23 protein-coding genes are annotated in these 24,023 nt (G+C 62.0%); 13 read left to right on the top strand and 10 right to left on the bottom strand.

Annotated features, from left to right (window positions below; genetic code table 11):
- Nucleotides 1–157: 157 nt before the first annotated feature.
- From otnC to ACODSZ_RS13715, 4 genes are all read right to left on the bottom strand, one after another.
- The gene (gene otnC / locus ACODSZ_RS13730) at nt 158–805 is read right to left on the bottom strand and encodes a 3-oxo-tetronate 4-phosphate decarboxylase (RefSeq protein WP_175344874.1); all 648 of its coding nucleotides are present in this window, start codon (nt 803–805) and stop codon (nt 158–160) included.
- Nucleotides 802–2,088 (bottom strand): 3-oxo-tetronate kinase, encoded by a 1,287-nt coding sequence (gene otnK, locus ACODSZ_RS13725; RefSeq protein WP_488927809.1) that lies wholly within the window; start codon nt 2,086–2,088, stop codon nt 802–804. Before otnK ends, otnC begins: the two co-directional genes overlap by 4 nt.
- Before the next feature lie 37 nt (nt 2,089–2,125).
- Complete coding sequence (gene ltnD / locus ACODSZ_RS13720) at nt 2,126–3,022, bottom strand: L-threonate dehydrogenase (protein WP_299531047.1); 897 nt, start codon at nt 3,020–3,022, stop codon at nt 2,126–2,128.
- Nucleotides 3,023–3,194: 172 nt separating this feature from the next.
- On the bottom strand, nt 3,195–3,896 hold the full coding sequence (locus ACODSZ_RS13715; RefSeq protein ID WP_488927808.1) for a FadR/GntR family transcriptional regulator: 702 nt from the start codon (nt 3,894–3,896) through the stop codon (nt 3,195–3,197).
- 252 nt (nt 3,897–4,148) lie between these two features.
- Between ACODSZ_RS13715 and ACODSZ_RS13710 the strand changes: the two genes are divergently transcribed.
- On the top strand, nt 4,149–5,090 hold the full coding sequence (locus ACODSZ_RS13710; protein WP_488927807.1) for a 5'-nucleotidase: 942 nt from the start codon (nt 4,149–4,151) through the stop codon (nt 5,088–5,090).
- Nucleotides 5,091–5,121: 31 nt separating this feature from the next.
- Here the strand turns inward: ACODSZ_RS13710 and ACODSZ_RS13705 are convergent, their stop codons facing one another.
- The 5 genes from ACODSZ_RS13705 to ACODSZ_RS13685 form a co-directional block, all read right to left on the bottom strand.
- Entirely contained in the window at nt 5,122–5,556 is a 435-nt protein-coding gene (locus tag ACODSZ_RS13705; protein WP_175344870.1) for a hypothetical protein, read from the bottom strand.
- Nucleotides 5,553–7,148: a methyl-accepting chemotaxis protein gene (locus ACODSZ_RS13700; protein WP_175344869.1), complete on the bottom strand. Its 1,596-nt coding sequence runs from the start codon at nt 7,146–7,148 to the stop codon at nt 5,553–5,555. The genes ACODSZ_RS13705 and ACODSZ_RS13700 overlap by 4 nt, the downstream gene beginning before the upstream one ends.
- A 320-nt stretch (nt 7,149–7,468) precedes the next feature.
- A complete protein-coding gene (locus ACODSZ_RS13695) occupies nt 7,469–8,443 on the bottom strand; it encodes a helix-turn-helix domain-containing protein (protein WP_488927806.1) in 975 nt (324 codons plus the stop codon).
- Nucleotides 8,444–8,546: 103 nt separating this feature from the next.
- Nucleotides 8,547–9,218 (bottom strand): ceramidase domain-containing protein, encoded by a 672-nt coding sequence (locus ACODSZ_RS13690; protein WP_488927805.1) that lies wholly within the window; start codon nt 9,216–9,218, stop codon nt 8,547–8,549.
- Nucleotides 9,219–9,347: 129 nt separating this feature from the next.
- The gene (locus ACODSZ_RS13685) at nt 9,348–10,538 is read right to left on the bottom strand and encodes an MFS transporter (protein ID WP_175344867.1); all 1,191 of its coding nucleotides are present in this window, start codon (nt 10,536–10,538) and stop codon (nt 9,348–9,350) included.
- Between the two features lie 126 nt (nt 10,539–10,664).
- Between ACODSZ_RS13685 and ACODSZ_RS13680 the strand changes: the two genes are divergently transcribed.
- The 7 genes from ACODSZ_RS13680 to ACODSZ_RS13650 all read left to right on the top strand — a co-directional run bounded on the left by ACODSZ_RS13680 (nt 10,665) and on the right by ACODSZ_RS13650 (nt 17,255).
- Nucleotides 10,665–11,546, top strand: a complete 882-nt coding sequence (locus tag ACODSZ_RS13680; RefSeq protein WP_488927804.1) for an AraC family transcriptional regulator — start codon at nt 10,665–10,667, stop codon at nt 11,544–11,546.
- Nucleotides 11,531–13,087: a CYTH and CHAD domain-containing protein gene (locus tag ACODSZ_RS13675; protein WP_488927803.1), complete on the top strand. Its 1,557-nt coding sequence runs from the start codon at nt 11,531–11,533 to the stop codon at nt 13,085–13,087. Before ACODSZ_RS13680 ends, ACODSZ_RS13675 begins: the two co-directional genes overlap by 16 nt.
- 306 nt (nt 13,088–13,393) lie before the next feature.
- Nucleotides 13,394–14,140: a GntR family transcriptional regulator gene (locus ACODSZ_RS13670; RefSeq protein WP_008332731.1), complete on the top strand. Its 747-nt coding sequence runs from the start codon at nt 13,394–13,396 to the stop codon at nt 14,138–14,140.
- A gap of 52 nt (nt 14,141–14,192) precedes the next feature.
- Complete coding sequence (locus ACODSZ_RS13665) at nt 14,193–14,975, top strand: transporter substrate-binding domain-containing protein (RefSeq protein ID WP_008332732.1); 783 nt, start codon at nt 14,193–14,195, stop codon at nt 14,973–14,975.
- Between the two features lie 240 nt (nt 14,976–15,215).
- Nucleotides 15,216–15,887, top strand: coding sequence for an amino acid ABC transporter permease (locus tag ACODSZ_RS13660; protein WP_008332733.1), 672 nt, complete (start codon nt 15,216–15,218; stop codon nt 15,885–15,887).
- Nucleotides 15,884–16,540 carry an amino acid ABC transporter permease gene (locus ACODSZ_RS13655; protein ID WP_488927802.1) on the top strand — a complete coding sequence of 219 codons (657 nt, stop codon included), beginning with the start codon at nt 15,884–15,886 and terminating at the stop codon, nt 16,538–16,540. Before ACODSZ_RS13660 ends, ACODSZ_RS13655 begins: the two co-directional genes overlap by 4 nt.
- A complete protein-coding gene (locus ACODSZ_RS13650) occupies nt 16,521–17,255 on the top strand; it encodes an amino acid ABC transporter ATP-binding protein (protein ID WP_008332735.1) in 735 nt (244 codons plus the stop codon). Before ACODSZ_RS13655 ends, ACODSZ_RS13650 begins: the two co-directional genes overlap by 20 nt.
- A gap of 109 nt (nt 17,256–17,364) precedes the next feature.
- On the opposite strand, the gene ACODSZ_RS13645 is transcribed toward ACODSZ_RS13650, so the two are convergent.
- Nucleotides 17,365–17,910 (bottom strand): hypothetical protein, encoded by a 546-nt coding sequence (locus ACODSZ_RS13645; RefSeq protein WP_008332736.1) that lies wholly within the window; start codon nt 17,908–17,910, stop codon nt 17,365–17,367.
- Nucleotides 17,911–18,212: 302 nt separating this feature from the next.
- On the opposite strand from ACODSZ_RS13645, the gene ACODSZ_RS13640 reads away from it, so the two are divergent.
- The 5 genes from ACODSZ_RS13640 to puuE all read left to right on the top strand — a co-directional run bounded on the left by ACODSZ_RS13640 (nt 18,213) and on the right by puuE (nt 23,897).
- Nucleotides 18,213–19,271, top strand: coding sequence for an adenosine deaminase (locus ACODSZ_RS13640; RefSeq protein ID WP_175344863.1), 1,059 nt, complete (start codon nt 18,213–18,215; stop codon nt 19,269–19,271).
- Nucleotides 19,272–19,713: 442 nt separating this feature from the next.
- A complete protein-coding gene (locus ACODSZ_RS13635; protein ID WP_008332749.1) occupies nt 19,714–20,454 on the top strand; it encodes a GntR family transcriptional regulator in 741 nt (246 codons plus the stop codon).
- A 220-nt stretch (nt 20,455–20,674) separates the two neighbouring features.
- Nucleotides 20,675–22,126 (top strand): NCS1 family nucleobase:cation symporter-1, encoded by a 1,452-nt coding sequence (locus tag ACODSZ_RS13630; protein WP_008332751.1) that lies wholly within the window; start codon nt 20,675–20,677, stop codon nt 22,124–22,126.
- 39 nt (nt 22,127–22,165) lie between these two features.
- Nucleotides 22,166–22,900: an aspartate/glutamate racemase family protein gene (locus ACODSZ_RS13625; RefSeq protein ID WP_488927801.1), complete on the top strand. Its 735-nt coding sequence runs from the start codon at nt 22,166–22,168 to the stop codon at nt 22,898–22,900.
- Between the two features lie 64 nt (nt 22,901–22,964).
- Nucleotides 22,965–23,897 (top strand): allantoinase PuuE, encoded by a 933-nt coding sequence (gene puuE, locus ACODSZ_RS13620; protein WP_008332755.1) that lies wholly within the window; start codon nt 22,965–22,967, stop codon nt 23,895–23,897.
- Nucleotides 23,898–24,023: the final 126 nt, after the last annotated feature.

Here is a 24,023-nt window from a genome sequence, read left to right as displayed (position 1 = left end):
CGGTACGAAGGCCGGCATTGATTGGCCGGTCTGGTGCCGGCTTGGCTGCACCCACCACCTTCCGTTGGGCGCAAGCGGGGCATGGCGGGCCAACATCGGCCGCCATGACGCTTTGTTGCTATGGGTTGCTGAAGCTGCCTGAGCGCTGTCGCTACTGCTACCAGCGCGCCTTGAAGGTGTCGCGCAGATCCTGCAGCGCGGACTCTTGCAGCGGCGTGGCACGGCCACCGGCCAGGTGCCACAGTTTGGCGGTTTCTTCCAGCTCTTCGAGTGCGAAAGCGGCCTTGGAGACCGAGCTTTCCCACACCACCGGACCGAGCCGCTCCAGCAGCACACCGCGCACCTGCGTGGCGATCTTTGCCACCTGCTCGGCCACTTCCGGCGCACCCGGACGGGCATAGCGGATCAGCGGGATGTGGCCAACCTTCATCACGTAATACGGCGTGATGGGTGGCAATACATCCTGCTCGCTGTAGACGCCATTGATGGTCAGCGACACCAGATGCGTGGAGTGCGTATGCACCACCGCGTGCATCTCGGGATTGTTGTCGTAGATGGCGCGATGCAGGACCAGGGTCTTGGAAGGCTTGTCGCCCGAGACCCATTCGCCGGCCGCGTTGACCTTGGCGATGGCCGCCGGATCGAGGAAGCCGAGGCAGGCATCAGTCGGCGTGATCAGCCAGCCGTCATCCAGGCGCGCACTGATGTTGCCGGCCGAACCGACCGTATAGCCGCGCTGGTAAAGAGAAGCGCCGATGCGGCAGATCTCTTCGCGCAGCGCGCTTTCGTTGGTGTTGCGGTTCATGCCGTCTTCCCGTCGAGATAGCGCAGTGCCTTCTCGAAGAAATCGACGCTGCCGAAATTGCCCGACTTCAGGGCCAGCGCCACCGGTTGCTCATCCAGCGTGGCGGTCGCCGGCACGCCCGGATCGATCTGCGGGCCGATGCGCAGGGCGCGCACGTCCAGCGCCTGCACCACCGCACCGGAGGTCTCGCCACCGGCCACCACGAACTGGCGCACCCCACGTTGCTTCAGACCTGCGGCAATCGATGCCAGCGCCTGTTCGACCAGGTGACCGGCCTTGGCCACGCCCAGCTCCTTTTGCACCGCCTTGACTTCGTCGGGGGTGGCGGTCGCGTAGATCAGCACCGGCTCGTTCTTGATGCGTTCATCGGCAAAGGCCAGCGCCTGTGCCACCACGTCTTCGCCACGGGCCAGGGCCAGCGGGTCGATGCGGAAGGCGGGACGCTTGGCTTTCCATTCGGCCACCTGCGCATTGGTCGCCTTGGAGGCGGAACCGGCCAGCACCACCGACAGGCCATCGACCTTGGGCAGTTGTGCGGCTTCACCGGCGGCGGTCAGCAGACCGGCGCGGCGGAAATTCTCGGGCAGACCCAGCGCCACGCCGGAACCACCGGTGATGAGCTTGAGTTCGGCGCAGGCTTCGCCCAGCGTGAACAAGTCCTTGTCGGAGACGGCGTCGGCGATGGCCATCTTGACGCCTTCGGAACGCAGTGCGGTGAAGCGCTCCTGGGTTGCGGCCGCGCCGCGTGCCACGGTGTCGTAGCGCACCAAGCCGACCTTGGATTCGGTCTGGCGCTGCAGGACGCGCACCAGGTTGGCATCGGTCATCGGGGTCAGCGGATGGTTTTCCATGCCCGACTCATTCAACAGCGCATCGGCCACGAACAGGTAGCCGCGATAGATGGTGCGGCCGTTTTCCGGGAAGGCCGGGCAGGCAATGGTGAAGTCCACGCCCAGCTCCTTCATCAGCGCATCGGTCACCGGACCGATGTTGCCTTCGTCGGTGGAGTCGAAGGTGGAGCAGTACTTGAAGAAGAACTGCGTGCAGCCCTGCTGCTGCAGCCAGCGCAGTGCCGCCAGCGATTGCTCGATGGCCTCAGTAGCGGTAATGGTGCGCGACTTGAGCGCGATCACCAGCGCATCGGCCGCCACGGCCGGCATTTCGCTGGGCACGCCGATGGTCTGCACGGTGCGCATGCCGCCGCGCACCAGCATGTTGGCCAGGTCGGTCGCGCCGGTGAAATCGTCGGCGATACAACCGAGCAAGGGACGGGATGTGGACATGAAAACTCCTCGATTCAGATGCAGGGACGACGCTGGATTACTTGGCCTTGGCCGGCGGCAGGTCGATGCCGGGGAAGATCTTGATGACGGCCGAATCATCCTCGCCGCCATGACCGGCGGTGGAAGCCATCATGAACATCTGGTGCGCAGCGGCCGACAGCGGCAGCGGGAATTTGCTGCGGCGGGCGGTATCGAGCACCAAGCCCAGGTCCTTGACGAAGATGTCCACGGCCGACAGCGGGGTGTAGTCGCCGTTCAAGATGTGCGGCACGCGGTTTTCGAACATCCACGAATTGCCCGCGCTGTGGGTGATGACGTCATACAGCGCATCCGGATTGACGCCTTCGCGCAGGCCCAGGGCCATCGCTTCAGCGGAGGCGGCGATGTGGACGCCCGCCAGCAGCTGGTTGATGATCTTGACCTTGGAGCCGATGCCGTGCGTGTCGCCCAGGCGATAGACCTTGCCGGCCATGCCGGCCAGCACGTCTTCGATCTTGGCGTAGACCTCGGCGGGGCCGGAGGTCATCATGGTCATCTCGCCGGAAGCGGCGCGGGCAGCGCCACCGGAGACGGGCGCGTCCAGCAGCAGCAGGCCCTTGTCGGCCAGGCGCTTGCCCAGTTCGACGGCGAAGTCAGGCGCCACGGTGGCGCTGGAGATGACGACGCTGCCCGGCTTCATGGCGGAGACGGCACCGTTCTCACCGAAGAGCACCATCTCGGTCTGGGCGGCATTGACCACCAGGGTGATGACCACATCGACCTTGCCGGCCAGCTCGGCCGGGTTGGCGCAGGCCACGCCACCGGCGGCGGCGAACTTGTCCAGGACTTCCTTGCGCACGTCGCAGGCATGCACATTGAAACCGGCACGCAACAGCGAGCTGGCCACGCCATAACCCATGGCTCCCAAACCGATCACACCTACATTCCTGGACATAATTGCCTCCGCATTGATGACGCCGCTGCCGCTCTTGACGGGCAGAACATTGCGCCGGGTTGATGATGCAACGCCGGCAGAGGCCGGCGTCAGAATTTCAAAATTTCGTAAAACTTATAAATCGTTTATAACATTTAAATCATTTGCTGCCGTTCAAGCCGGGACACTCTCTTCAGGACTGTCCCTGGCTCAAGCGCCGTGCCGCATTGAACATGTGGGTCTGGGCGGCATTGCGGGCCGCCATTTCATCTCCGGCGCGAATGGCCGCGACGATGGCCTCATGTTCTTCGCGCACCTGGCGCGAGAAATCCTCATACCGCGCTTCATTGCCACGCGTCACCGCCGTGGCCGCTTCCAGATACTGGGACAGGAACTCCAGCGTCTTGATGAAGTACGGATTGCGCGTAGCCCGCGCCAGTGCCCGATGGAAGGCCACATCGGCGGCCACGCCATCACCGCCTGCGGCGACATCCACACCGATCTGCATCAGCGCCGCCTCAATGGCCTGCAAGTCGTCGTCGTTGCGGCGCTTGGCCGCCTGCGCGGCGACCTCGGCTTCGATGGCGCGGCGCAGCTCGACGATCTGCAGCACCGCGTCGGGCGAACTGACCTCGGTGTAATCGATACGCAGCGGCTTAATACCCGCCTGCTCGGTCACGAAAACACCGCTACCCTGACGCGGCTCGACCACGCCCTCATGCTTCAGGCGCGCAATGGCTTCACGCACCACCGTGCGGCTCACACCGAACTGTTGCGCCAGCACCGCCTCGGTGGGCAGCTTGCTGCCCCGGGGGAAGGCACCGGCGTCGATGTTTTCCAGCAATTGCCTGGCCACAGTGTCGCTGAGCGCCTGGGCGGGGATCTTCTGAAACATGCTGTCTCGCGGTCGTTATCGTAAAGTTATCCGGTCATCATACAAATTTATTTTGAGCTGGGCAATCCGATTTTTTCTCTTTACGCGGAGTAACAGCCTCGTTTGGCAAATTTTGTCGCCTGATGACGGAAATTGAGGTGATATATGCAGTAGTTCGCTCCAGACATCAAGAATACGAATATCTGCGCGAAAGCTGCGTGGGCGGGCCGGGGGCTCTACAATCAGGGCTTTCCTGCCACGGATGTGTGCCGCATGCCTTACAATCTCTCGGACAAGCTCGTTATCGGAATTTCTTCGCGCGCCCTCTTCGATCTCGAAGTGGAGAACGCCATCTACGACGAGCAGGGCGTGGATGCCTATGCGCAATACCAGCGCGACCACGAGAACGATCCGTTGCAACCCGGCACGGCCTTCCCGCTGGTCAAGGCGCTGCTGCAACTCAACGAACTGATCCCGGAACGTCGTCTGGTGGAGGTGGTGGTCATCTCGCGCAATACGCCCGACACCGGCCTGCGCGCCTTCAACGCCATTGCCGCCCACAAGCTCGACATCAGCCGCGCCGCCTTCACCGGGGGCGGGCCGACTGCGCCCTATCTGCAAGCCTTCAAGATCGACCTGTTCCTCTCGCGCGATACCGGCGACGTACAGGAAGCCATTGATGCCGGGGTAGCGGCTGCCCAGCTGTATGCCGCCCCGCTGGACTACAGCGCGCCGGACAAGCAGATCCGCATCGCCTTCGATGGGGATGCCGTGCTGTTCTCGGCAGAGTCTGAACGCATCTTTGCGGAGAAGGGGCTGGAGGCTTTTGCGCGGCACGAGCAGCGCCATCGCAAGAAGGCCATGAAGGAAGGTCCGTTTGCCAAGCTGCTGCTGGCCTTGTCGGCGATCCAGAAACAGTTTCCGCCCAAGCAGTGTCCGGTGCGCATCGCCATCGTCACCGCGCGCAACAGCCCGGCGCACCAGCGCGTGATCCATACCCTGCGCACCTGGAACGTGACGGTCGATGAGGCCTTCTTCCTGGGCGGGCTGAACAAGGCCGAGGTATTGCAGGCCTTCGGCGCGCACATGTTCTTTGACGACCAGGAAGGACATGTGCAGAAGGCGGCCGTGGTGGTGCCGTCGGGGCGGGTGCCTTACAAGGGGGGAACATTGGAAGCGACACGCGCTACGCGAAGCCGGGCTGGCAAGGGCTGACTTCGGGCAGGCGCCCTCCCTGACTGCAGACTCAATCACCGCTCCCGCTCTGCTTTAGCCGTAGCAGCGCGCCATGCGCATTGCGCATCAATATGTCGGGATATCGCTCGACCAACACGTTAAGGTGCGGCACGATTGTCTGCAAGGATGTGGCAATCGCCATATCCGTCACATCTTCGCTCCACAATATCTTTTGCACGAATTGAACCGCACCGATCTCTCTGACAAGATCGACACACGTCTGACATTCGAACTGATCCGCAACGTCTCCGTAACACTGCTTTATCACATCGTGAAGCTCTTGCTCCAGCGCGTTCGCTGTCGGTGAGGAGATCTGGCCGGCGACCGACTCGAAGGCCGAACAGAGCCGATCCAGCTCCTCGGCCAGCCTGATCGTGCTGCTGACGACTTTGCGCAGATCTTCGAGCGAGAGCGGCGTCTGTGGTGGCTGGCTGTCCTGACTCATTGCGCCTCCACCGCCAACGAGACCACCGCCGACGTCGGCTCGGCAGGAAGTTGAAAGCGGCCCACCAATGTGGACAGCAGACTGGCCTGGTCCTGCAGTCCCTGTGAGGCCGCCGCGGCTTGCTCCACCAGGGCGGCATTCTGCTGGGTCACGCCGTCCATCTGTCCGATGGCAAAATTGATCTCCGTAATGCCTTTGCTCTGGTCGTCGCTGGCGCGCGCAATCTCGGCAACGATGGCCGTGACCTGCTCCACGCTACCAACCACGCTGCTCATCGTCTTGCCCGCCTGCTGCACCAGCAAGCTGCCCGCACTCACTTGCTCGACCGTATTGTCGATCAGCCCCTTGATCTCCCTGGCTGCGGTCGCCGAACGTTGCGCCAGATTGCGGACTTCAGCGGCCACCACGGCGAATCCCCTCCCCTCGTCACCGGCACGGGCCGCCTCCACCGCAGCATTGAGCGCAAGTATATTGGTCTGGAATGCGATGCCATCGATGACGGCGATGATCTCCACGATACGCGTTGATGCCTGCTTGATGGCCGACATGGTCGTGACCACCTTCGTCACCACCTGACCGGCCTCCCCGGCCACGGCAGACGCATTGACCGCCAGCGTATCGGCCTGGCGTGAATGGGCACTGGCTTGCAAGATACTGCTGGTAATCTGCTCCATTGCCGCCGCCGTCTGCTGCAGCGAACTGGCCTGTTCCTCGGTACGGGAAGAAAGGTCGATGTTGCCGCTGGCGATCTGCCGTGATGCCGTGGCGACACTCTCGGCACCGGACTTGACCCCCTGAAGAATCGTTCGAAGATTTTCATTCATGTGCCGCAAAGCGGCAATGACCTCACCCGTCTCGTCGTTGCCAACCAGCGCGATCTCGGTACACAGGTCGCCCGAAGCCACGGTATTGGCGATCCGGGCCGCCAGCCTGAGCGGCTGGGCGATGGCCCGCGCGACCATCACCGCAAGTCCGCCTCCCAGCAACAGGGCGGTCACCAACGCATAACAGATCAAACTCTGAGACTGCCCGTAGATGCGACTCGTGTCGGCGGCTGACTGATCTCCACCTCGCTGATTGACATCGGCCAGCGTAGCAATGTCCTTGAGCAGGGAGAAGTAGATATCCGAGGAATCGCCCGTAAAGATTGACGTCGCCTCGTTGATGCGACCACCTTCCAGCGCCGCCATCAATGCAAAGTGGTACTGCAGCAGTCGCTTGATCCGCAGACTCGCCTCCGGATAAATGGACTTCTCTTCAGGCTCGGAGATCTGCTTCTCATAGGTCTCCAGCGTCGTCTTGAGATCACTGAGCAACTCCGATGTCCGCTTGGTGAGCACCTCGGTCTGAACGCGGTCCCCTGCATAGATGATCATTTGCGCTTCATTGCTGCGCAATCTCGCCAGCAACAGCTTGATGTCTCCCAGGGTCTTGATGCTGGGAAGCCAGTTGCTCGCCAGTTCGTTGGCCGACGCATTGACTCGATGCAGCTGCCAAATCGAAAACAAACCGATGCTCATCGTCAACAACAAGATCAGACTGAATGAGATGACGAGTTTCTTGGCGATCTTGAGATCACGAATTTTTTTCACACTACCCCCGAATTATTGATTGATGGATAAATCGGGACTGAATCACTTGAGACAGGCGAGCGATACCATGCGCGCATGGCTGGCACAGCGAAGACGCATTCCTGTCCACTGCGGTCCTGCCAGAAGCGGCAAGAGCGGCACAGAACAAAGGCGGTACTGGTCAATCTTTGCGGGCTGCACGGCAAGACCCGCGCTTCAAGGTGAGTAGCCCCCGGACAAGGTATCAGCCAAGGAATCTGGTCCTTGCCTGAGAGCGCATCAGCATTGACTGACAGCGCAGTCGTATCACGAGATCACTATAAATTCTCCGCGCCGACACACTATCGTCGGGTCATCCGGCTGGCCACCAGCCGGCGAACTTCATTGGGTGTCTGTCCGAAAGTTGCCTTGAACACCCTGCAAAAATGGCTGATGGAAGAAAAGCCCTTGCTGTAGGCGATTTCCGAGATGTGCAAATGATTGAAAGCGGGATCGCACAGCATTTTCCTGCAGGCTTCCAGACGCCTCTGCAGGATGAAGCGAGAGACTGCGACGTCTTCATGCTGAAAAAGAGAATGCAGGTGGCGTACGGAAATTTGATGCGCCGCTGCGATGGCGCCCGGATTGAGCGCCTCATCATGAAGATGGCGAAGAATGTATTCCTGAATCAATTGCAGTTTGACGGACGCATTATCCAAGGCGGCACGGGTATCCTGATGCAGCATGGCATTGACCAGTTCGAGCAGTGAACGACTGGCGGCACCGACCACATGAGGGTCCAGATGCAGGATTTCGCTAGCCATTGCGCGCATCTGATTGACCAGCAGATAACCGATACCACGACGTCCGTCGCGCAACCCGACCGCGGGCGGTTCCTTGTGCTCGGGAAAACGTTCTCTCAACAGACGCCAGGGCAGCATCAGCGTCACCTTGTGCAAGGTCGCGGTCACCTCGAATCGCGTGGCATTGGCCGTGCTCCATACGATCAGGTCACCTGCGCCCACTTCCAGACGCTGATCGGTGGAGTGGAAACGCTCGGCGCCACTCTCCGCAAGCTGGATACCGATATACAATTCGTCATCCCTTTTGATCGTTTGGTAATCGCGTTCTCCCTCGCATGGATCACAGATCGTATTGATGAGTACGATCTCACTGAATTCGTGTCTGACGAGGTGGGCGCGAAAGCCGGGAGCAAGGGGCTTGGTCAGCGTCCAGTGGCGATAGGAACGGCGCAGTGCAGCTTGCCACGCTTCCGTTCTTTCAGCAGGAGTGGTCTCTTCACTGAGCCAGGATTGCGTCTTCCTTTTGCGATACATGCGAGCTCCTTTCGCTTTCATGCTCGCATCTGATACTGACAAAAGAATGACCAAAGACCACGCAAAAAACACGGTGCGATACAGACGGAAATGACGGCCCTGGTTACCTGGGCTGGCAGCCTGCCTGCAGCATGAATGCCCGCGTGCTCAGATACAGCACGAGCCCATTCAACACATGCCAGAACATGTGCGTCCCGATGCTCATGGTCGGGCACACCGCCATATCCATGGACCGCAACACCAGCGACAGCGTGAACAAGCTCGCCGCCAGCAACAGGCTCATGGGCTCATGCCTGCCCGTGCGCCAGTGATACAGACCGAGTCCGCCGATGAACAGCCAGGCCGATCCATAGGATGCCACCGATCCATTGAGCCACTGTTGCGGCAGCATGCCGACGCCATAGGTGAGCACAAGGAAAAACAGCACCCAGCCCATCGTCACAGCCCAATTGCAGCGCGCCACCTTGCGTACGTAGAAGGCCAGGAACAACACCTGATAAATGGAAATGGGAATGACATCGGCAAACAAGGCCCAGCGCTGTGCAAAGGTGTGGAAAAGAAAACTGCCCACACCGATCACGGCCACCATCAGCGTGAGTAGCCGCGACATCACCATCGTGCTGCGGTCCTGCGGCAGTGGCAGTGGCAGGCACCACAGGAAATACGCCGCCAGCAGGAAGGCAATATTGGAAATCGCGTTCACGGGTTCCGCCCAGAAAGCAGTACCGATCCGTTCGCAATACAGGTCTACCGGAGAAAATAAAGAATCAATCATGGTGGGCATTACCAGCAAGTCGTCGCAGATCAGGAAGGCCAGGAACCAGCGACCATCAGGTCACCCGTTCACGATGCAGCCGCCATCATCGGCGAAGCCGCCGACTTTTTCCAGTCGCGTAGCGACCCTCTACACCTGCGCCCCGATCACCCTCCCCGGCCGCCCCGCCAGCCAGCCCAGCACGCCCATGCACACCGCCCCGCCCGCGCACAGGGCCAGCACCGGCGTCCATCCCCCGCTGGCATCATGCAGCCGCCCCATAAGAATGGGCCCGGCTGCTGCCAGCAGATAGCCTACACTCTGCGCCATGGCCGACAGCGCGGCGGCCTGCGGCGGCGTCGATACCCGCGTGCCGACGAAGGCCAGCCCCAGGATCAGCACCGCCCCCGTGCCGAATCCGAACAGCGGTACCCACACGATGGACGCCTGCGGCCAGGCCATCAGGCCGACCAGGCTGAGGACGGTGGCGGCAGACATGCCGACGGCGACCGGACGATGATCGCCGATGCGCGGCCCCAGCGGGACCAGCAACACTCCCGGCAACGCCGACGCCAGCTGCATCAGGCCGTGCAGGTTGCCCGCTTCCACCGCACTGTGGCCGTTGGCCGCGAGAATGGAGGGCAGCCACGCCGTCACCACGTAATACACCAGCGAATTGCTGCCCAGAAAAAACGTGACCTGCCACGCCAGCGGCTGGCGCCACATCGACGCGCTTCGCATCGAAGCGGTGGCCGGGCGCGTATCACGCCGCAATTGCGGCAGCCAGACCAGTATCGCCAGTGCGGGCAGCGCGATGAACGCGGCCAGTGCCCACGCCCAGCCCAGACCGGCTGCCAACGGTACCGCGCAGACCGAGCCCAGCGCCGAGGCAGCGCCCATGGTCAGCGCATAGATGGCCGTCATCCGGGTAAGGTCATCGGGGAAGTCACGCTTGAGCAGGCTGGGCAAGAGCACATTGCCACCCGCAATGCCGCAACCGATGATGCAGGTGCCCGCCAGCAGGGCCAATAGCGATCCGGAAGAGCGCAGCACGATGCCGCCCGCGATCAGCAGCAGGGCCAGTAACAGCGTGCGTTCCAGTCCCAGGGCGCGCGCCACGCGGGCAGCCATGGGCGACACCAGGGCGAAACACAGCAGCGGCAAGGTCAGCATCAGCCCTGCCGCACCCGCTGAAAGGGCAAAGGTCTGCTGCAACAATCCCATCACCGGCCCGACGGCAGTGACCGGGGCGCGCAGGTTGGCGGCGATGAGCAGGATGCCGGCAATGAGCCAGAGACCACGATGAACGGGGCGAACGTGAGGGGGGTGCGTAGCGTGCATGGCCGGCCTGAAGAAAGCAGAAAGAGTGATCGAAAGCAGGGAGCACCCAGCTTAGCCAATCGCCGCTTGCACGTATTTGGCTACAATGCCAGCTTATTGCTAAAAACGGTCACCCCCCCGCTCACCATGGCCACTCTCTACGCCAGCCTGATCGACCATGATCCGGACCGTCTCGATGCGCCGGTCACGGCTCTGCGCGTGCATACCTGCCAGCATGAGCGCGAGACGCCCTTCCACAGTCATCGCAAGGGCCAGCTGGTGGTGGCCCTGCATGGTGCGGTCACCTGCGAGACGGCCCTGGGCCTGTGGATCGTGCCGCCGCAATCGGCGGTCTGGATTCCGCCGGGCATGCCGCACAGCAACCGGGTCACCCTGGACGGGCAGCTGTGCTTCCTCTTCATCGCGCCCCAGGCGGCCAGCATGCCGGACCAGTGCTGTACTCTGGCACTCACGCCCCTGCTGGTGCAGATGATCTGTCACCTGGCCGAGCAGCGCCAGGACTACGCCCCGCACGAGCGCACCGCCCGCCTGGCGGCGGTGCTGGTGGAAGAACTGGAACACAGCCAGCGTCACGCCCTGCCCCTGCACCTGCCGGTGCCACAGCATTCGCGCCTGCGCGCCATTGCGCGTCACCTGGCCGAGCATCCGGCCGATCGCAGCACGGTGGCCGAATGGGGCCAGCGCCATGCGATGAGCGAGCGCAGCTTCGCGCGTTTCGTACAGGCCGAGACCGGCATGAGCTTTGGCCGCTGGCGGCGCCAGATCCACCTGATGCTGGCCCTGCAATGGCTGGCCTCGGGGCGCTCGGTGCAGCGTGTTTCGCAGGATCTCGGCTATGACTCGGTGAGCGCTTTCATCACCATGTTCCGGAAAACCCTGGGCAAACCACCCGCGCGCTACATGGCGCAACGCCAGGCGCCACTTGCCCGCTCAAACGCTGTGCCGCCACTCAGTCCGACGGCGCCCTACTTCCAACCGATACGGCAAGCCTCATGGAAACCGAACTGAAACTCTTGCTCGCCCCCGAGCACACCAAGGCCTTCATCCGTCATCCGCTGATCAAGCGCCATGCCCAGGCCGCACCACGCATCAAGGACCAGACCGGTACCTACTTCGATACGCCGGACCTGCTGCTGCGCCAGAACGAGGCCGGCCTGCGGGTGCGTCGGACCGGAAATGAATTTGTTCAAACCCTCAAGGCCGGCGGTGGCGTCCATGGCGGCCTGCACCAGCGCAATGAATGGGAGTCGTTGGTGGAAGGTGAAGCGCCTGACCTTCCGGTGCTGCGCGACCTGGTCGCTTCCGACGAGGACTGGGCCAGGAAGATCTTCTCCGAGCGCACCGCCGCGCAGCTCACGCCCATCTTCAGTACCCGCATCCAGCGCATGGTGTGGGACCTGGTGCTGGACGAGGGCACACAGGTCGAATGCGTGCTCGACCAGGGTACGGTGGAACACGGCGACCTCAAGGCGCAGGTCTGCGAGATCGAACTCGAACTCAAAGAGGGCAATGCCCGCGCCCTGTTCGACTTCGCCCTGCAACTGCTGCAGGACCTGCCGCTGCGCATCGGCATCCAGAGCAAGGCGCAGCGCGGCTATGGCCTGTTCCACCAGGCGATCCGCAAACAGAACGGCCTTGCCGCCGTTTCCTCCGCCAGCCACGCCAGGCCGCTGCGACTGGCGCGCAAGATGACGGTGGAGCAGGCCTTCCTGGCCGTGCTCAGCAATTGTGTGGAGCAGATCCAGGCCAACGACATCGCCGACCAGGACAGCCACGATATCGAACGCCTGCACCAGATGCGCGTGGGCCTGCGCCGCCTGCGTTCGGCCTTCACCCTGTTTGATGAGGTGATCGCTCTGCCGGCCTCCCTGGCGACCGAATTCGAGTGGGTGTCGCAAGCCATCGGCCACGCGCGCGACTGGGATGTGCTGGCGACCCAGACGCTGGGCAAGCTGCCCCCGCAGGCCATCGGCGCCATCGATCTGGAAAGGGTGCGCCACGCGGCGCTGGTGGAGGCCGGCAAGGAACATGCGCATGCCGTACAAGCCGTGGCCTCCCCGCGCTATACCGCACTGGTCTTGCAGTTCAGCCGCTGGCTGCTGCTGGCGGGCTGGCGTGATGGTCGCGATGAGGACGCCCAGGAAGCCCTGGCACAAACACTCTCGCGTTTTGCGCGGCAGATGCTGCGACGGGATGAAAAGCGACTCAACAAGCGCGGCGCACATCTTGAAGAAAACGACCGTGCCCGGCACCGCACCCGCATCGCGGCCAAGAAGATGCGCTATGACATCGAATTCTTCCAGGCCCTGTATGGGGAGAAGAGCAGTCGGCCCTACCTGAAGGCCCTGTCGCGCCTGCAGGAACAGTTGGGACTGCACAACGACCTGGTGGTGGCCGATGCCCTGCTGCAGCAACTGCAGCAGAAGCAGGCGCGCCTGGCACCCAGCATCGCCTACGCGCGGGGCTACCTGGCCGGCCAGGTCAAGGACGGGCATGCGCGCATGCACCGCCGGTGGAAAAAATGGCAGGCCCGGGAACTGCCGCGATGACCGGGCCACCATTCACTGCCAAAAACAGACAACTTCCTTCATATCAGCTAACGCGCTGCACAAAAGCGGGGCAGCCAGCGCCCGCCTGAAATGGGGTCAGGCGCACCAAAAGCAGGCAATAGCGATGCCTGAACCTTCATTTGAGTGTTGCCGCACCGCATCAGCGCCGTCGACGCCATCGTGACCACGCTGCCACACCTGCCGCAAACCCTTGCCACATCGACCTCTGGCCGCCAATAATCGTCGCGGCTTGTTGTATGCCAATCTTGTATATCAGCGTGGCACACAACTTGCTGATGAGAGCTCATGAGCATCGATCCTTCCGCCAAGTCGTCGTCGCAGATTGCGGTCCGCATCACCGAGGCCATCCTCGCCAAGCAACTGGCGCCGGGGACCCGGTTGGGCGAACAGCAACTGGCCGACCTGTTCAGCGTCTCGCGCACCCAGGTACGCGAAGCGCTGACCCGGCTCATGGCGCGCGGCATCGTCACCGTCAGTGCGCGGCGCGGCTGGTTCGTCATCGAGCCGACTGCCGAACAGGCGCGTGAAGCCTTCGAGGCGCGCCGCGTGATCGAGCTGGGCCTGCTGCGCCAGGCGCGTGTGCGCCCCATCAGTGCCCAGGCCATCGGCCAGCTGCGCGATCACATTGCACGCGAGGAGGCCGCCATTGCCGGGGCCGACGTGGGAGCACGCAGTTATCTGCTGGGCGACTTCCATGTCTGCCTGTGCGAATGCCTGGGCAACTCGCTGCTGTCGGAGACGCTGCGCGACCTGACCGCACGCACCACGCTCACGGCCATGCTGCACCAGTCGTCGGAACAGGCCGAGGATTCGTGTTCGGAACATGTATTGATCGTCCAGGCGCTGGAGCGCGGCGATCTGGAACAGGCGGAGCAACTGATGCAGGACCACCTGCAACACGTGGAATCAGGGCTCACCCAGGTGCGCAGCAGCGATCCGCTGGAACCGCTGCGGCAGGCGCTGGCGTCCGTCTCGCGGCAGGGGGCCGCCGGCGAGAGCGGACCAACGCGTCAGGAAAACAAACGGCCTTAGCCAGCGCATCGCACGGGCCACTCATCAACGTAGTCAACCAAGGGAAACTGCTATGAAACTGACCAAACTCCTGCTCGGCCTGATGGCCGGCGCCATGATGTTCTCCGCTTCGGCCGCCCGTGCCGACGCCCTGGACGATATCCAGAAGCACGGCACGCTGCGCGTGGCGGTGCCGGCGGACTTCCCGCCGTTCGGCTCGGTCGACAGCGACCTCAAGCCGCAGGGTCTCGACATTGACGTGGCCACCCTGATCGCCAAGAAGATGGGCGTGAAGGTCGAACTGATCCCGGTCTCCAGCGCCAACCGCATTCCCTACCTGACCACCAAAAAGGTCGACCTGGTCATCTCCAGCATGGGCAAGAATGCCGAGCGTGAAAAGGTGATCGACTTCAGCACTGCCTATGCTCCCTTCTTCAATGGTGTCTTCGGCCCGGCCGACCTGCCCGTCAAGAGTGCAGCCGATCTGGCCGGCAAGACCATTGCGGTGACCCGTGGCTCGGTGGAAGACCTGGAACTGACCAAGATCGTGCCCGCCTCGGCCACCGTGAAGCGCTACGAGGACAACAACAGCACCATCAGTTCCTTCCTCTCCGGTCAGGTGCAGCTGGTGGCCACCGGCAACGTGGTGGCTGCCGCCATCATCGCCAAGAACCCGCCCAAGAAGCCCGAGACCAAGTTCCTGATCAAGGATTCGCCTTGCTTCATCGGTCTGAACAAGGGTGAGAAGAAGCTGCAGGACAAGGTCGATGCCATCCTGGCCGAAGCCAAGAAGGATGGCAGCCTCAACGCCATCTCGCAGAAGTGGCTGGGCCTGCCCCTGCCGGCTGGCCTGTAATTTGCTGTATTGCCGTATTGCTGTATTGCTGCACACCTCGGGGGGTGCAGCAATACAGTGGCCAAAGAGCTCCGGTACAGTCTCGACACGACAGCAATACAGTAGCAGTACAGTAAAAATATAGTAGCGATACCTCCGCAATACAGCAGCAATACAGCAGCAATACAGTTTGATCCAGGCAGCAGGCAGGCGGACAACCCGGCAAACGCAGCATTTTCGAGGCAGGGCAGACACGACATCATGGCTTATCAATTCGATTTTCTTTCCACGCTCGACTACACCGACGTCATCGTCAAGGGAGTGGCGACCACCATCGAGCTCATCGCCATCGGCGGCGTGCTGGGCGTGGCCGTGGGCATCTTCGGTGCCTGGGCGCGCACGCAGGGGCCGGGCTGGCTCAAACCCATCGTCAGCGGCTATGTGGAGATCATCCGCAATACGCCCTTCCTGGTGCAGTTGTTCTTCATCTTCTTCGGTCTGCCTTCGCTGGACATCCACATCAGTGAAATCACGGCGGCGATCCTGGCCATGGTGATCAACCTGGGTGCCTACAGCACCGAAATCATTCGTGCCGGGGTGCAGGCGATTCCGCGCGGACAGATCGAGGCGGCGCAATCGCTGTCGATGTCGCGCGGGCAGATCTTCCGCCACATCATCCTGCGTCCGGCGCTGCAGAAGATCTGGCCGGCACTGTCTTCGCAGGTGGTGATCGTCATGCTGGGCTCGGCCGTGTGTTCGCAGATCGCGGTGGAAGAATTGTCCTTCGCGGCCAACTACATCCAGGGCCGCAACTTCCGCGCCTTCGAAGCCTACATCGTCGCCACCGCCCTCTACCTGGTGCTGGCCATCCTGCTGCGCCAGCTGCTGCGCCTGATCGGCAACTACTTCATCACTGCCCGGAGGTCCGCATGATCTCGTTTACCACCTGGGACATCGTCCGCAACCTGATGCTGGCGTGGCGCTGGACCATTCTCCTGTCACTGGTCACCTTTCTGCTCGGCGGCACGCTGGGCCTGATCATCCTGTTCATGCGCACCTCGCGCCAGAGCTGGCTGCGCATGACGGCGCGGCTCTACATCGAACTGTTCCAGGGCACGCCGCTGCTGATGCAGTTGTTCCTGATGTTCTTCGGCATCGCGTTGTTCGGTCTCGAAGTGCCTGCCTGGCTGGCGGCGGGACTGGCGCTGATGTGCTGGAGCGCCTCCTATCTGGCCGAGATCTGGCGCGGCTGCGTGGAAGCCATTCCCAAGGGGCAGTGGGAAGCCTCCTCGGTGCTGGCCATGGGTTACTTCCAGCAGATGCGCTACATCGTGCTGCCGCAGGCTTTCCGCATTGCGATTGCACCGACGGTGGGATTTGGCGTGCAAATCATCAAGTCCACTGCGGTGACCTCCATCATCGGCTTCATCGAATTGTCCAAGGCCGGCACCGTCATCACCAACGCCACCTTCCGCCCCTTCACGGTGTTTGCCATCGTGGGTGCCTTCTACTTCGTGCTTTGCTGGCCGCTGTCCAAGTACAGCCAGTCTTTAGAAAGGAAATACAATGCCGCTCATCGCCATTGACAACGTCAAGAAACGCTTCGGCGACAACGAAGTCCTCAAAGGCATCAGCCTGGACGTCGAACCGGGTGAAGTGATCGCCATCATCGGCAAGAGCGGCTCGGGCAAATCCACCCTCCTGCGCTGCATCAACGGCCTGGAGAGCATCGACGAAGGCAACATCAGCGTGGCCGGTGCCAAGCTGGGGGCGAGTGAACTGGAACTGCGCAACCTGCGCCTGAAGGTCGGCATGATCTTCCAGCAGTTCAACCTGTTCCCGCACCTCTCGGTGGGTCGCAACGTGATGATTGCGCCGATGATCGTCAAGGGCACGACCGAAGCCGAGGCCATGGCCATTGCCAAGGCCAATCTGGAGAAGGTCGGACTGGGTCACAAGTTCGATGCCTATCCGGATCAACTCTCCGGCGGCCAGCAGCAGCGCGTGGCGATTGCGCGTGCGCTGTCGATGAATCCTCAGGCGCTGCTATGTGACGAGATCACTTCGGCGCTGGATCCGGAACTGGTCAACGAAGTGCTCACCGTCATGCGCGGCCTGGCCAAGGAAGGCATGACGCTGCTGATGGTGACGCACGAGATGCGTTTTGCACGCGAGGTGTGCAACCGCCTGGTGTTCATGCACCAGGGCAAGGTGCATGAAATCGGACCGCCGGAAGAATTGTTCGGCAATCCCAAGACGCCGGAATTGCAGCAGTTCATCGGGATGACGCAGGGGGCTTGAAGCGGCAGCCGAAAGATCGTCAGAAAAAAGCCGAAGGCATGTTTTGCCTTCGGCTTTTTCATTCTTGGTCGGGGAGCATGCAGCCTCCCCCTGGAGAAGAGCCGGGATATCACCGTGCCACTTCACACACCTTGCTGTCATTCTCATAAAACACCACCGGCCCCGTAGTGAACCGGTCCTTGGGAATGGACACCATCAGATAGTCCTTGACGCGGTACGAGGCACCCGAAGCAGGTGCGCGGTAGAGATAGTTCAGGCGCAGGGAGCCATCGCGCAAACGCACCGACAGCGGGGTGAAGATGTGTGGACGCTCGGCCGCATCCGGAGCGGTCATGCTGCGCGCCACCACCAGATATTGCTTGCGTTCGAAATGATCGGCCGAGGGACCGAAGGGGCGCTTGTCCTCCATCACCGGTGCCGGCTGCATCCAGCGGTCCCAGTCGGCGCGGCTGCGGATGAGGGCGCAGAAGACCGGCTGGCGCTGCTCATCCCAGTTCTTCAGGAACCCCTGATACGAACCGCTCAGGACAGTCTTGTAAGGCACGACCGTCGGGTCCTCGGGCTCCGTCCACGGCATCATGGAACAGCCCGCCATGGCCGCCAGTACGGTGCCACCCAAGACCCACTGCATGCTTTGCGTGATCGACTTGCGCATTCGTTTCCCCCAAGAAGCTTAGCATTTAAACATGGCTGGCCCGATGCTGGCGAGATTTAGTTGCATCCCGGCCAAAGTCCCGCCCCGCGGGAGGCACAGCACTGCTGCTCAGAGCCCATGGCACCTCATTTGGTTCAGTGACCTGACGGCCTTTGGCTTTGTGGAGCCAGGTATGCGATTTGCGTGATAATGCGGGGTCCGGAAGGCGGCTATGCTGGCGCGGCGAGGTGTCGCGCGGTGCCAAGGAACACTCTCCCTGCGCACGCCTTCCCTGTTTCTGCCATTTTTGAAGGGTCGTTTCCATGAGCTCAGCTGTCATTTCTTCCTCCGCTACCGGCGCCGCGCTGGACGGTTTCATCGCCGGTCTGCCGAAAACCGAACTGCACCTGCACATCGAAGGCACGCTGGAACCCGAGCTGATGTTCGCCCTGGCCCAGCGCAACAACGTCGCCCTGCCCTACGCCTCGGTAGAGGACCTGCGTGCGGCCTACAACTTCAGCGACCTGCAGTCCTTCCTCGATCTGTACTACGCTGGTGCCAACGTGCTGCGCACCGAGCAGGACTTCTACGACATGACCGCCGCCTACATCGCACGTGCGCAAGCCGACAACGTGCGCCATGCCGAGATCTTCTTCGATCCGCAAACCCATACCGAGCGCGGCATTCCCATTGCCACCGTATTCGCCGGCATCGCCGCCGCCCTGCGCGATGCGCGCCGCCGCGATGGTTTCGGTAGCGTCATGATCATGTCCTTCCTGCGCCACCTCTCGGAAGAGGACGCCTTCGCCACCCTGGAAGCGGCACTGCCGCTGCGTGAGCAATACGCCGACCTGTGGCTGGGCATCGGCCTGGATTCTTCCGAACGCGGCAACCCGCCGGAGAAGTTCGAACGCGTCTACGCGCGCTGCCGCGAACTGGGCTTGCGCCTGGTGGCCCATGCCGGTGAAGAAGGTCCGGCCGCCTACGTGATCGGCGCACTCGACGTGCTGCACGTCGAACGCATCGACCACGGCGTGCGCAGCGAGGAAGATCCGGCCCTGATGCAGCGCCTGGCGCAACAGCGCACCCCGCTGACGGTGTGCCCGCTGTCCAACCTCAAGCTGTGCGTGGTCAAGGACATGGCCGAACACAACCTGGCACGCCTGCTCGATGCCGGCCTGGCCGTAACCGTCAACTCCGACGACCCGGCCTACTTCGGCGGCTACATGAACGCCAATTACCACGCCGTCACCCGCGCGCTGAACCTCTCGCGCGAGCAGGTGCTGCAACTGGCCCGCAATGGCATCGATGCCTGCTTCCTCTCCGACGAAGACAAGACCACCCTGCATCAGGAGCTGGAACAGTACGCCGCCAGCCACTGAGCAAGCCACGTCGTCAATCACCACGCCCGGCCCTGCGCCGGGCGTTTTCGCATCCCCGACGGTCAAGCACACTTCTTGCATGAGTGTGCGTGGGGATTGGCAACGGTCCGGACGCCGTTTTGCGGCGCACCTCCTGCGCCATTGACCACACATTTTTGCCGCAATCGAACACACAGATTGACAACAATTTCTGAAATAAAGATTACGCCATGCAGCATGGGCTCCACTATTGGCTACAAGGGAAGATTGCGTTATCGGCGCTGCGCTGCAGCATCGAAAGTCTTGCCTGCGCTGACCCAAAGCGGGTCACACGCCTCTCTTTTTGGTGCAGAATGAGCCCCATTTTGTTGCAAATATTTTTTCAGATTGTTGACGATCCATGCGCCTCGTTGTTGACCGGCAAGACCCTCCCGATAGTCATTCCAGCCAGAGCATGAGCATCATGAACAAAGCCAGCAAAACCGCACGCTCCCCTGCCGCCCCGGCGCGTGCCAGTGCGCGCGAGCGCGAAAGTACGGGCGCGGTGGAGGAAAGGATGTACCAGGACATCTACGACGCCATCATGGAACATCGGCTGCCGCCGCGAACCAAGTTGACCGAGCAGACCCTGTGCCAGATCTACGATACGGCCCGCCACACGGTGCGCAAGGTACTCTCGCGCCTGGCCTCGGAGGGCATGGTCGATCTGGAGGCCAACCGTGGCGCCTTCATCGCCAGTCCTTCGCATGCCGAGGTGCGCGACATGTTCGAGCTGCGCAACATCCTCGAACACGCAGTGCTGGAGAAGGTCGGGCGCGAGGCCGGTACGCGCCAGATTGCCGGCTTGCGGCGCATGGTGGAAGAGGAGCGGGATTGTTACCTCAACGGTGACCGGCCGCGCTGGATCCGGCTTTCCGCCCAGTTCCACCTGGCGCTGGCGGAGCTGACCGGCAATGCGCTGCTGGTGGAGACGCTGCGCAAGCTGGTCTCGCGCACCACGCTGATGATCGCCAAGACGGAGGCACCGGGCCACAACGCCTGCTCCTTCGATGAACACGAGACCGTGCTGGAAGCGCTGGAAAAAGGTGACGTTGCCGCTGCCCAGTCGCATATGGCACATCACTTGCATTTGTGCGAGGACCGGGTGCGGCCGGATGCGGATGATCAGTTCGATCTGCGCGCCGTGCTCGGCAAGGGACTGTGACCCACGGGCCGGCGCGCACACCCTGACCTTTCCGACAGGAAGCGTCAGGAAGATGGAAGAAGGAAGTGAGAAACAGAACAGGGCCACGTCGCGCGGCTCGATACAGACCGTGTGACCACCACCATGCCGACAAGAGCATGCAGGAAGTCCGTTGAACAGCCCGGCTGAGGCCGGGCGTGATTCGTTTCGCCCCACCCTTTCTCTTTGATGGAGACCGGCCATGACTACCGATGCTTCCCCCTCCGCTGCACCCGGCGCCTATATCGCCGGCGCCGACGACGCGCGCCTGATCAATGAAGACCTTGCCCCGCTGAAGAAGCAGACCTGGGGTTCCTACAACATCTTTGCCTTCTGGATGTCCGACGTGCACAGCGTGGGCGGCTACGTCTTTGCCGGCAGCCTGTTCGCACTGGGCCTGACCAGCTGGCAGGTGCTGATCTCGCTGCTCATCGGCATCAGCATCGTCTATCTGCTGTGCAATCTGGTGGCGCGTCCCAGCCAGGCGCATGGCGTGCCCTATCCGGTGATGAGCCGGCTATCCTTTGGCGTCCTGGGTGCCAACGTCCCTGCCATGATCCGCGGCCTGATCGCGGTGGCCTGGTACGGCATCCAGACCTACCTGGCCTCGGCCGCCTTCGTGGTGGTGGTGCTGAAGTTCTTCCCTGAACTGAAGCCCTATGCCGATGTTCACGTGCATTCCTTCGCCGGTCTCTCTACGCTCGGCTGGGGCGGCTTCCTGCTGCTGTGGGTACTGCAGGCGCTGGTGTTCTGGAACGGCATGGAGACCATCAAGAAGTTCATCGACTTTGCCGGTCCGGCGGTCTATGTGGTCATGTTCATCCTGGCCGGCTGGATGATCTACAAGGCTGGCTGGCAGAACGTCGGCCTGAACCTGGGCGAGATCAAGTACAGCGGCTGGGCGGCAGTCTCGGTGATGATTACGGCCATCTCGCTGGTGGTGTCCTATTTCTCGGGGCCGATGCTCAACTTCGGCGACTTCTCCCGCTACTGCCATACTTTCGCCGATGTGAAGCGCGGCAACTTCTGGGGCCTGCCGGTCAACTTCCTGGCGTTCTCGATAGTAACGGTGGTGACCACTTCGGCCACCATTGCCGTGTTCGGTGAACTGATCACCGACCCGGTGGAAACGGTCTCGCGCATCGACAGCACCACGGCAGCGGTGATTGGCGCGCTGACCTTCCTGACGGCCACCATTGGCATCAACATCGTGGCCAATTTCGTCTCGGCGGCGTTCGACTTTTCCAATCTCTCGCCCAGCCGCATCAGCTGGCGTGCCGGCGGCATGATCGCGGCCACCGCGTCGATCTTCATCACGCCCTGGAACCTGTTCGGCAACCCGGAAGTGATCCATTACACGCTCGATGTGCTGGGGGGCTTCATTGGCCCGCTGTACGGCATCCTGCTGTCGGACTACTACCTGGTCAAGCAGCGTCAGGTGAAGGTCGAGGATCTCTACACCATGCGTCCTGAAGGCCGCTACTGGTACACCAATGGCGTCAACCGTGATGCGGTCAAGGCGCTGGTGCTGGCCGCTGCCGTCTGCGTGGCCTGCGTGATGCTGCCGCAGCTGCGTAAAGCAGCGGACTTCTCCTGGTTCATCGGTGCGGCGCTGGGCGCGGTGTTTTACCTGATGTTCGCGCGCAAGCGCTGAGCATCGCTGACCTGGACTTCATTGCATCGAGGAACAAGCATGCGCATCAAGCTGATCAATCCCAACACCACCATGAGCATGACCGAGGCCATGACGGCCTGTGCCCGCCAGGTGGCGGCCCCCGGCACCGAGATCATGGGCGTGAGTCCGCAGATGGGACCGGCCTCGATCGAGAGCCACTATGACGAGGCGCTGGCCGTGCCGGGGCTGCTGGAGGAAATCGAGCGGGGTGAGCGCGAGGGCGTGGATGCCTACGTGATTGCCTGTTTCGGCGATCCTGGTTTGTCAGCGGCGCGTGAGCTGGCGCGGGGACCGGTGATCGGGATTGCGGAAGCGGCGATGCACATGGCCAGCCTGGTCGCGCCCTCCTTCTCGGTGGTGACCACGCTGGCGCGCACCAGCGGCATGGCCTGGCATCTGGCCGAGCGTTACGGCATGCAGCGTTTTTGCCGTAACGTGCGGGCCTGCGAGATTGCGGTGCTGGAGCTGGAGAATCCGGCGTCCGATGCGCGGGCGCGCATTATCGAGGAGTGTCGGCGGGCGCTGGCCGAGGACGGGGCCGAGGCCATCGTGCTGGGCTGTGCCGGCATGGCAGACCTGTGTGCGGCCATTGGCCGCGACATTGGTGCGCCGGTGATCGATGGCGTGACCGCAGCGGTCAAGCTGGCGGAGTCGCTGGTGGCACTGGGGTTGGGCACGGCCAAGGGTGGTGAATGGGCGCGGCCCTTGCCCAAGGCTTATCATGGATTGCTCAGCGGTTTTGCCCGTGTCTGATTTTCCATGCGGTGCTGTTGTCCGGCGCTGCGATTTCTTTTCTTGACAGCCAAACGAAGAACTTATGTCACAGCAACAAACTTATCCTCGCGACCTGGCCGGTTATGGCCGCAACCCGCCGCATGCGCGCTGGCCTGGCCAGGCGCGGGTGGCTTTGCAATTCGTGCTGAACTATGAAGAGGGCGGCGAAAATTGCGTGCTGCACGGTGATCCTGCGTCGGAGCAATTCCTTTCCGAGATCGTGGGGGCGGCGGCTTATCCGGCGCGGCACATGTCGATGGAATCGATTTACGAATATGGGTCGCGGGTGGGGGTGTGGCGTATCCTGCGCGAGTTCGAGAAGCGTGGTCTGCCGATGACGATCTTTGGCGTGGCCACGGCCTTGCAGCGTTCGCCTGATGTGACCCAGGCGTTCCAGGAATTGGGGCATGAGATCGCTTGCCATGGCTTGAAGTGGATTCATTATCAGAACATGGATATTGAGACCGAGCGGGCGCATATGCAGGAGGCGGTGCAGATTTTCCGTGAGCTCACCGGGAGCGCGCCGCTGGGCTGGTATACGGGGCGGGATTCGCCCAATACGCGGCAGCTGGTGGTGGAACACGGTGGCTTTGCGTATGACTCGGATTATTACGGGGATGATCTGCCGTTCTGGATGGAGGTGGAAACCAGTGCCGACGTGAAGGTGCCGCATCTGGTGGTGCCTTATACGCTGGACTCCAATGACATGCGGTTTGCTACGCCGCAAGGTTTCAACACCAGCGAGCACTTCTACCAGTACCTGAAGGATAGTTTCGACGTGCTCTATGAAGAGGGTGAAGAGGCTCCGAAGATGCTATCCATCGGGATGCACTGCCGCCTGCTCGGACGACCCGGACGATTCCGTGCTCTCCAACGCTTCCTCGATTACGTGCAGTCACACGACAAGGTCTGGATTTGCCGACGCATCGATATTGCTGAACATTGGAAGAAGACGCATCCTTTTTCGGAGCGCTGATTTAATTTTTGGCGGTACTTTTTTAGTTCGGCGGTGGTTTTTAGGTTTGGGGTAGTCTGCACGGAATGCTTTTCTGCGCTCTAGCTTAATGCCTATCTTTCTCCGGTCGGAACGGAGCGCCGGGGG

The organism is Herbaspirillum sp. FG34 (assembly GCF_057809315.1).
Note: the sequence above shows the minus strand (reverse complement) of the source record. Positions and strands in the feature narration are given on the sequence as shown.

Coding starts and splice junctions, on each gene's coding strand:
- otnC (WP_175344874.1), bottom strand. CDS start 805: ATGAACCGCAACACCAACGAAAGCGCGCTGCGCGAAGAGATCTGCCGC.
- otnK (WP_488927809.1), bottom strand. CDS start 2,088: ATGTCCACATCCCGTCCCTTGCTCGGTTGTATCGCCGACGATTTCACC.
- ltnD (WP_299531047.1), bottom strand. CDS start 3,022: ATGTCCAGGAATGTAGGTGTGATCGGTTTGGGAGCCATGGGTTATGGC.
- ACODSZ_RS13715 (WP_488927808.1), bottom strand. CDS start 3,896: ATGTTTCAGAAGATCCCCGCCCAGGCGCTCAGCGACACTGTGGCCAGG.
- ACODSZ_RS13710 (WP_488927807.1), top strand. CDS start 4,149: ATGCCTTACAATCTCTCGGACAAGCTCGTTATCGGAATTTCTTCGCGC.
- ACODSZ_RS13705 (WP_175344870.1), bottom strand. CDS start 5,556: ATGAGTCAGGACAGCCAGCCACCACAGACGCCGCTCTCGCTCGAAGAT.
- ACODSZ_RS13695 (WP_488927806.1), bottom strand. CDS start 8,443: ATGTATCGCAAAAGGAAGACGCAATCCTGGCTCAGTGAAGAGACCACT.
- ACODSZ_RS13690 (WP_488927805.1), bottom strand. CDS start 9,218: ATGATTGATTCTTTATTTTCTCCGGTAGACCTGTATTGCGAACGGATC.
- ACODSZ_RS13685 (WP_175344867.1), bottom strand. CDS start 10,538: ATGCACGCTACGCACCCCCCTCACGTTCGCCCCGTTCATCGTGGTCTC.
- ACODSZ_RS13680 (WP_488927804.1), top strand. CDS start 10,665: ATGGCCACTCTCTACGCCAGCCTGATCGACCATGATCCGGACCGTCTC.
- ACODSZ_RS13675 (WP_488927803.1), top strand. CDS start 11,531: ATGGAAACCGAACTGAAACTCTTGCTCGCCCCCGAGCACACCAAGGCC.
- ACODSZ_RS13670 (WP_008332731.1), top strand. CDS start 13,394: ATGAGCATCGATCCTTCCGCCAAGTCGTCGTCGCAGATTGCGGTCCGC.
- ACODSZ_RS13665 (WP_008332732.1), top strand. CDS start 14,193: ATGAAACTGACCAAACTCCTGCTCGGCCTGATGGCCGGCGCCATGATG.
- ACODSZ_RS13660 (WP_008332733.1), top strand. CDS start 15,216: ATGGCTTATCAATTCGATTTTCTTTCCACGCTCGACTACACCGACGTC.
- ACODSZ_RS13655 (WP_488927802.1), top strand. CDS start 15,884: ATGATCTCGTTTACCACCTGGGACATCGTCCGCAACCTGATGCTGGCG.
- ACODSZ_RS13650 (WP_008332735.1), top strand. CDS start 16,521: ATGCCGCTCATCGCCATTGACAACGTCAAGAAACGCTTCGGCGACAAC.
- ACODSZ_RS13645 (WP_008332736.1), bottom strand. CDS start 17,910: ATGCGCAAGTCGATCACGCAAAGCATGCAGTGGGTCTTGGGTGGCACC.
- ACODSZ_RS13640 (WP_175344863.1), top strand. CDS start 18,213: ATGAGCTCAGCTGTCATTTCTTCCTCCGCTACCGGCGCCGCGCTGGAC.
- ACODSZ_RS13635 (WP_008332749.1), top strand. CDS start 19,714: ATGAACAAAGCCAGCAAAACCGCACGCTCCCCTGCCGCCCCGGCGCGT.
- ACODSZ_RS13630 (WP_008332751.1), top strand. CDS start 20,675: ATGACTACCGATGCTTCCCCCTCCGCTGCACCCGGCGCCTATATCGCC.
- ACODSZ_RS13625 (WP_488927801.1), top strand. CDS start 22,166: ATGCGCATCAAGCTGATCAATCCCAACACCACCATGAGCATGACCGAG.
- puuE (WP_008332755.1), top strand. CDS start 22,965: ATGTCACAGCAACAAACTTATCCTCGCGACCTGGCCGGTTATGGCCGC.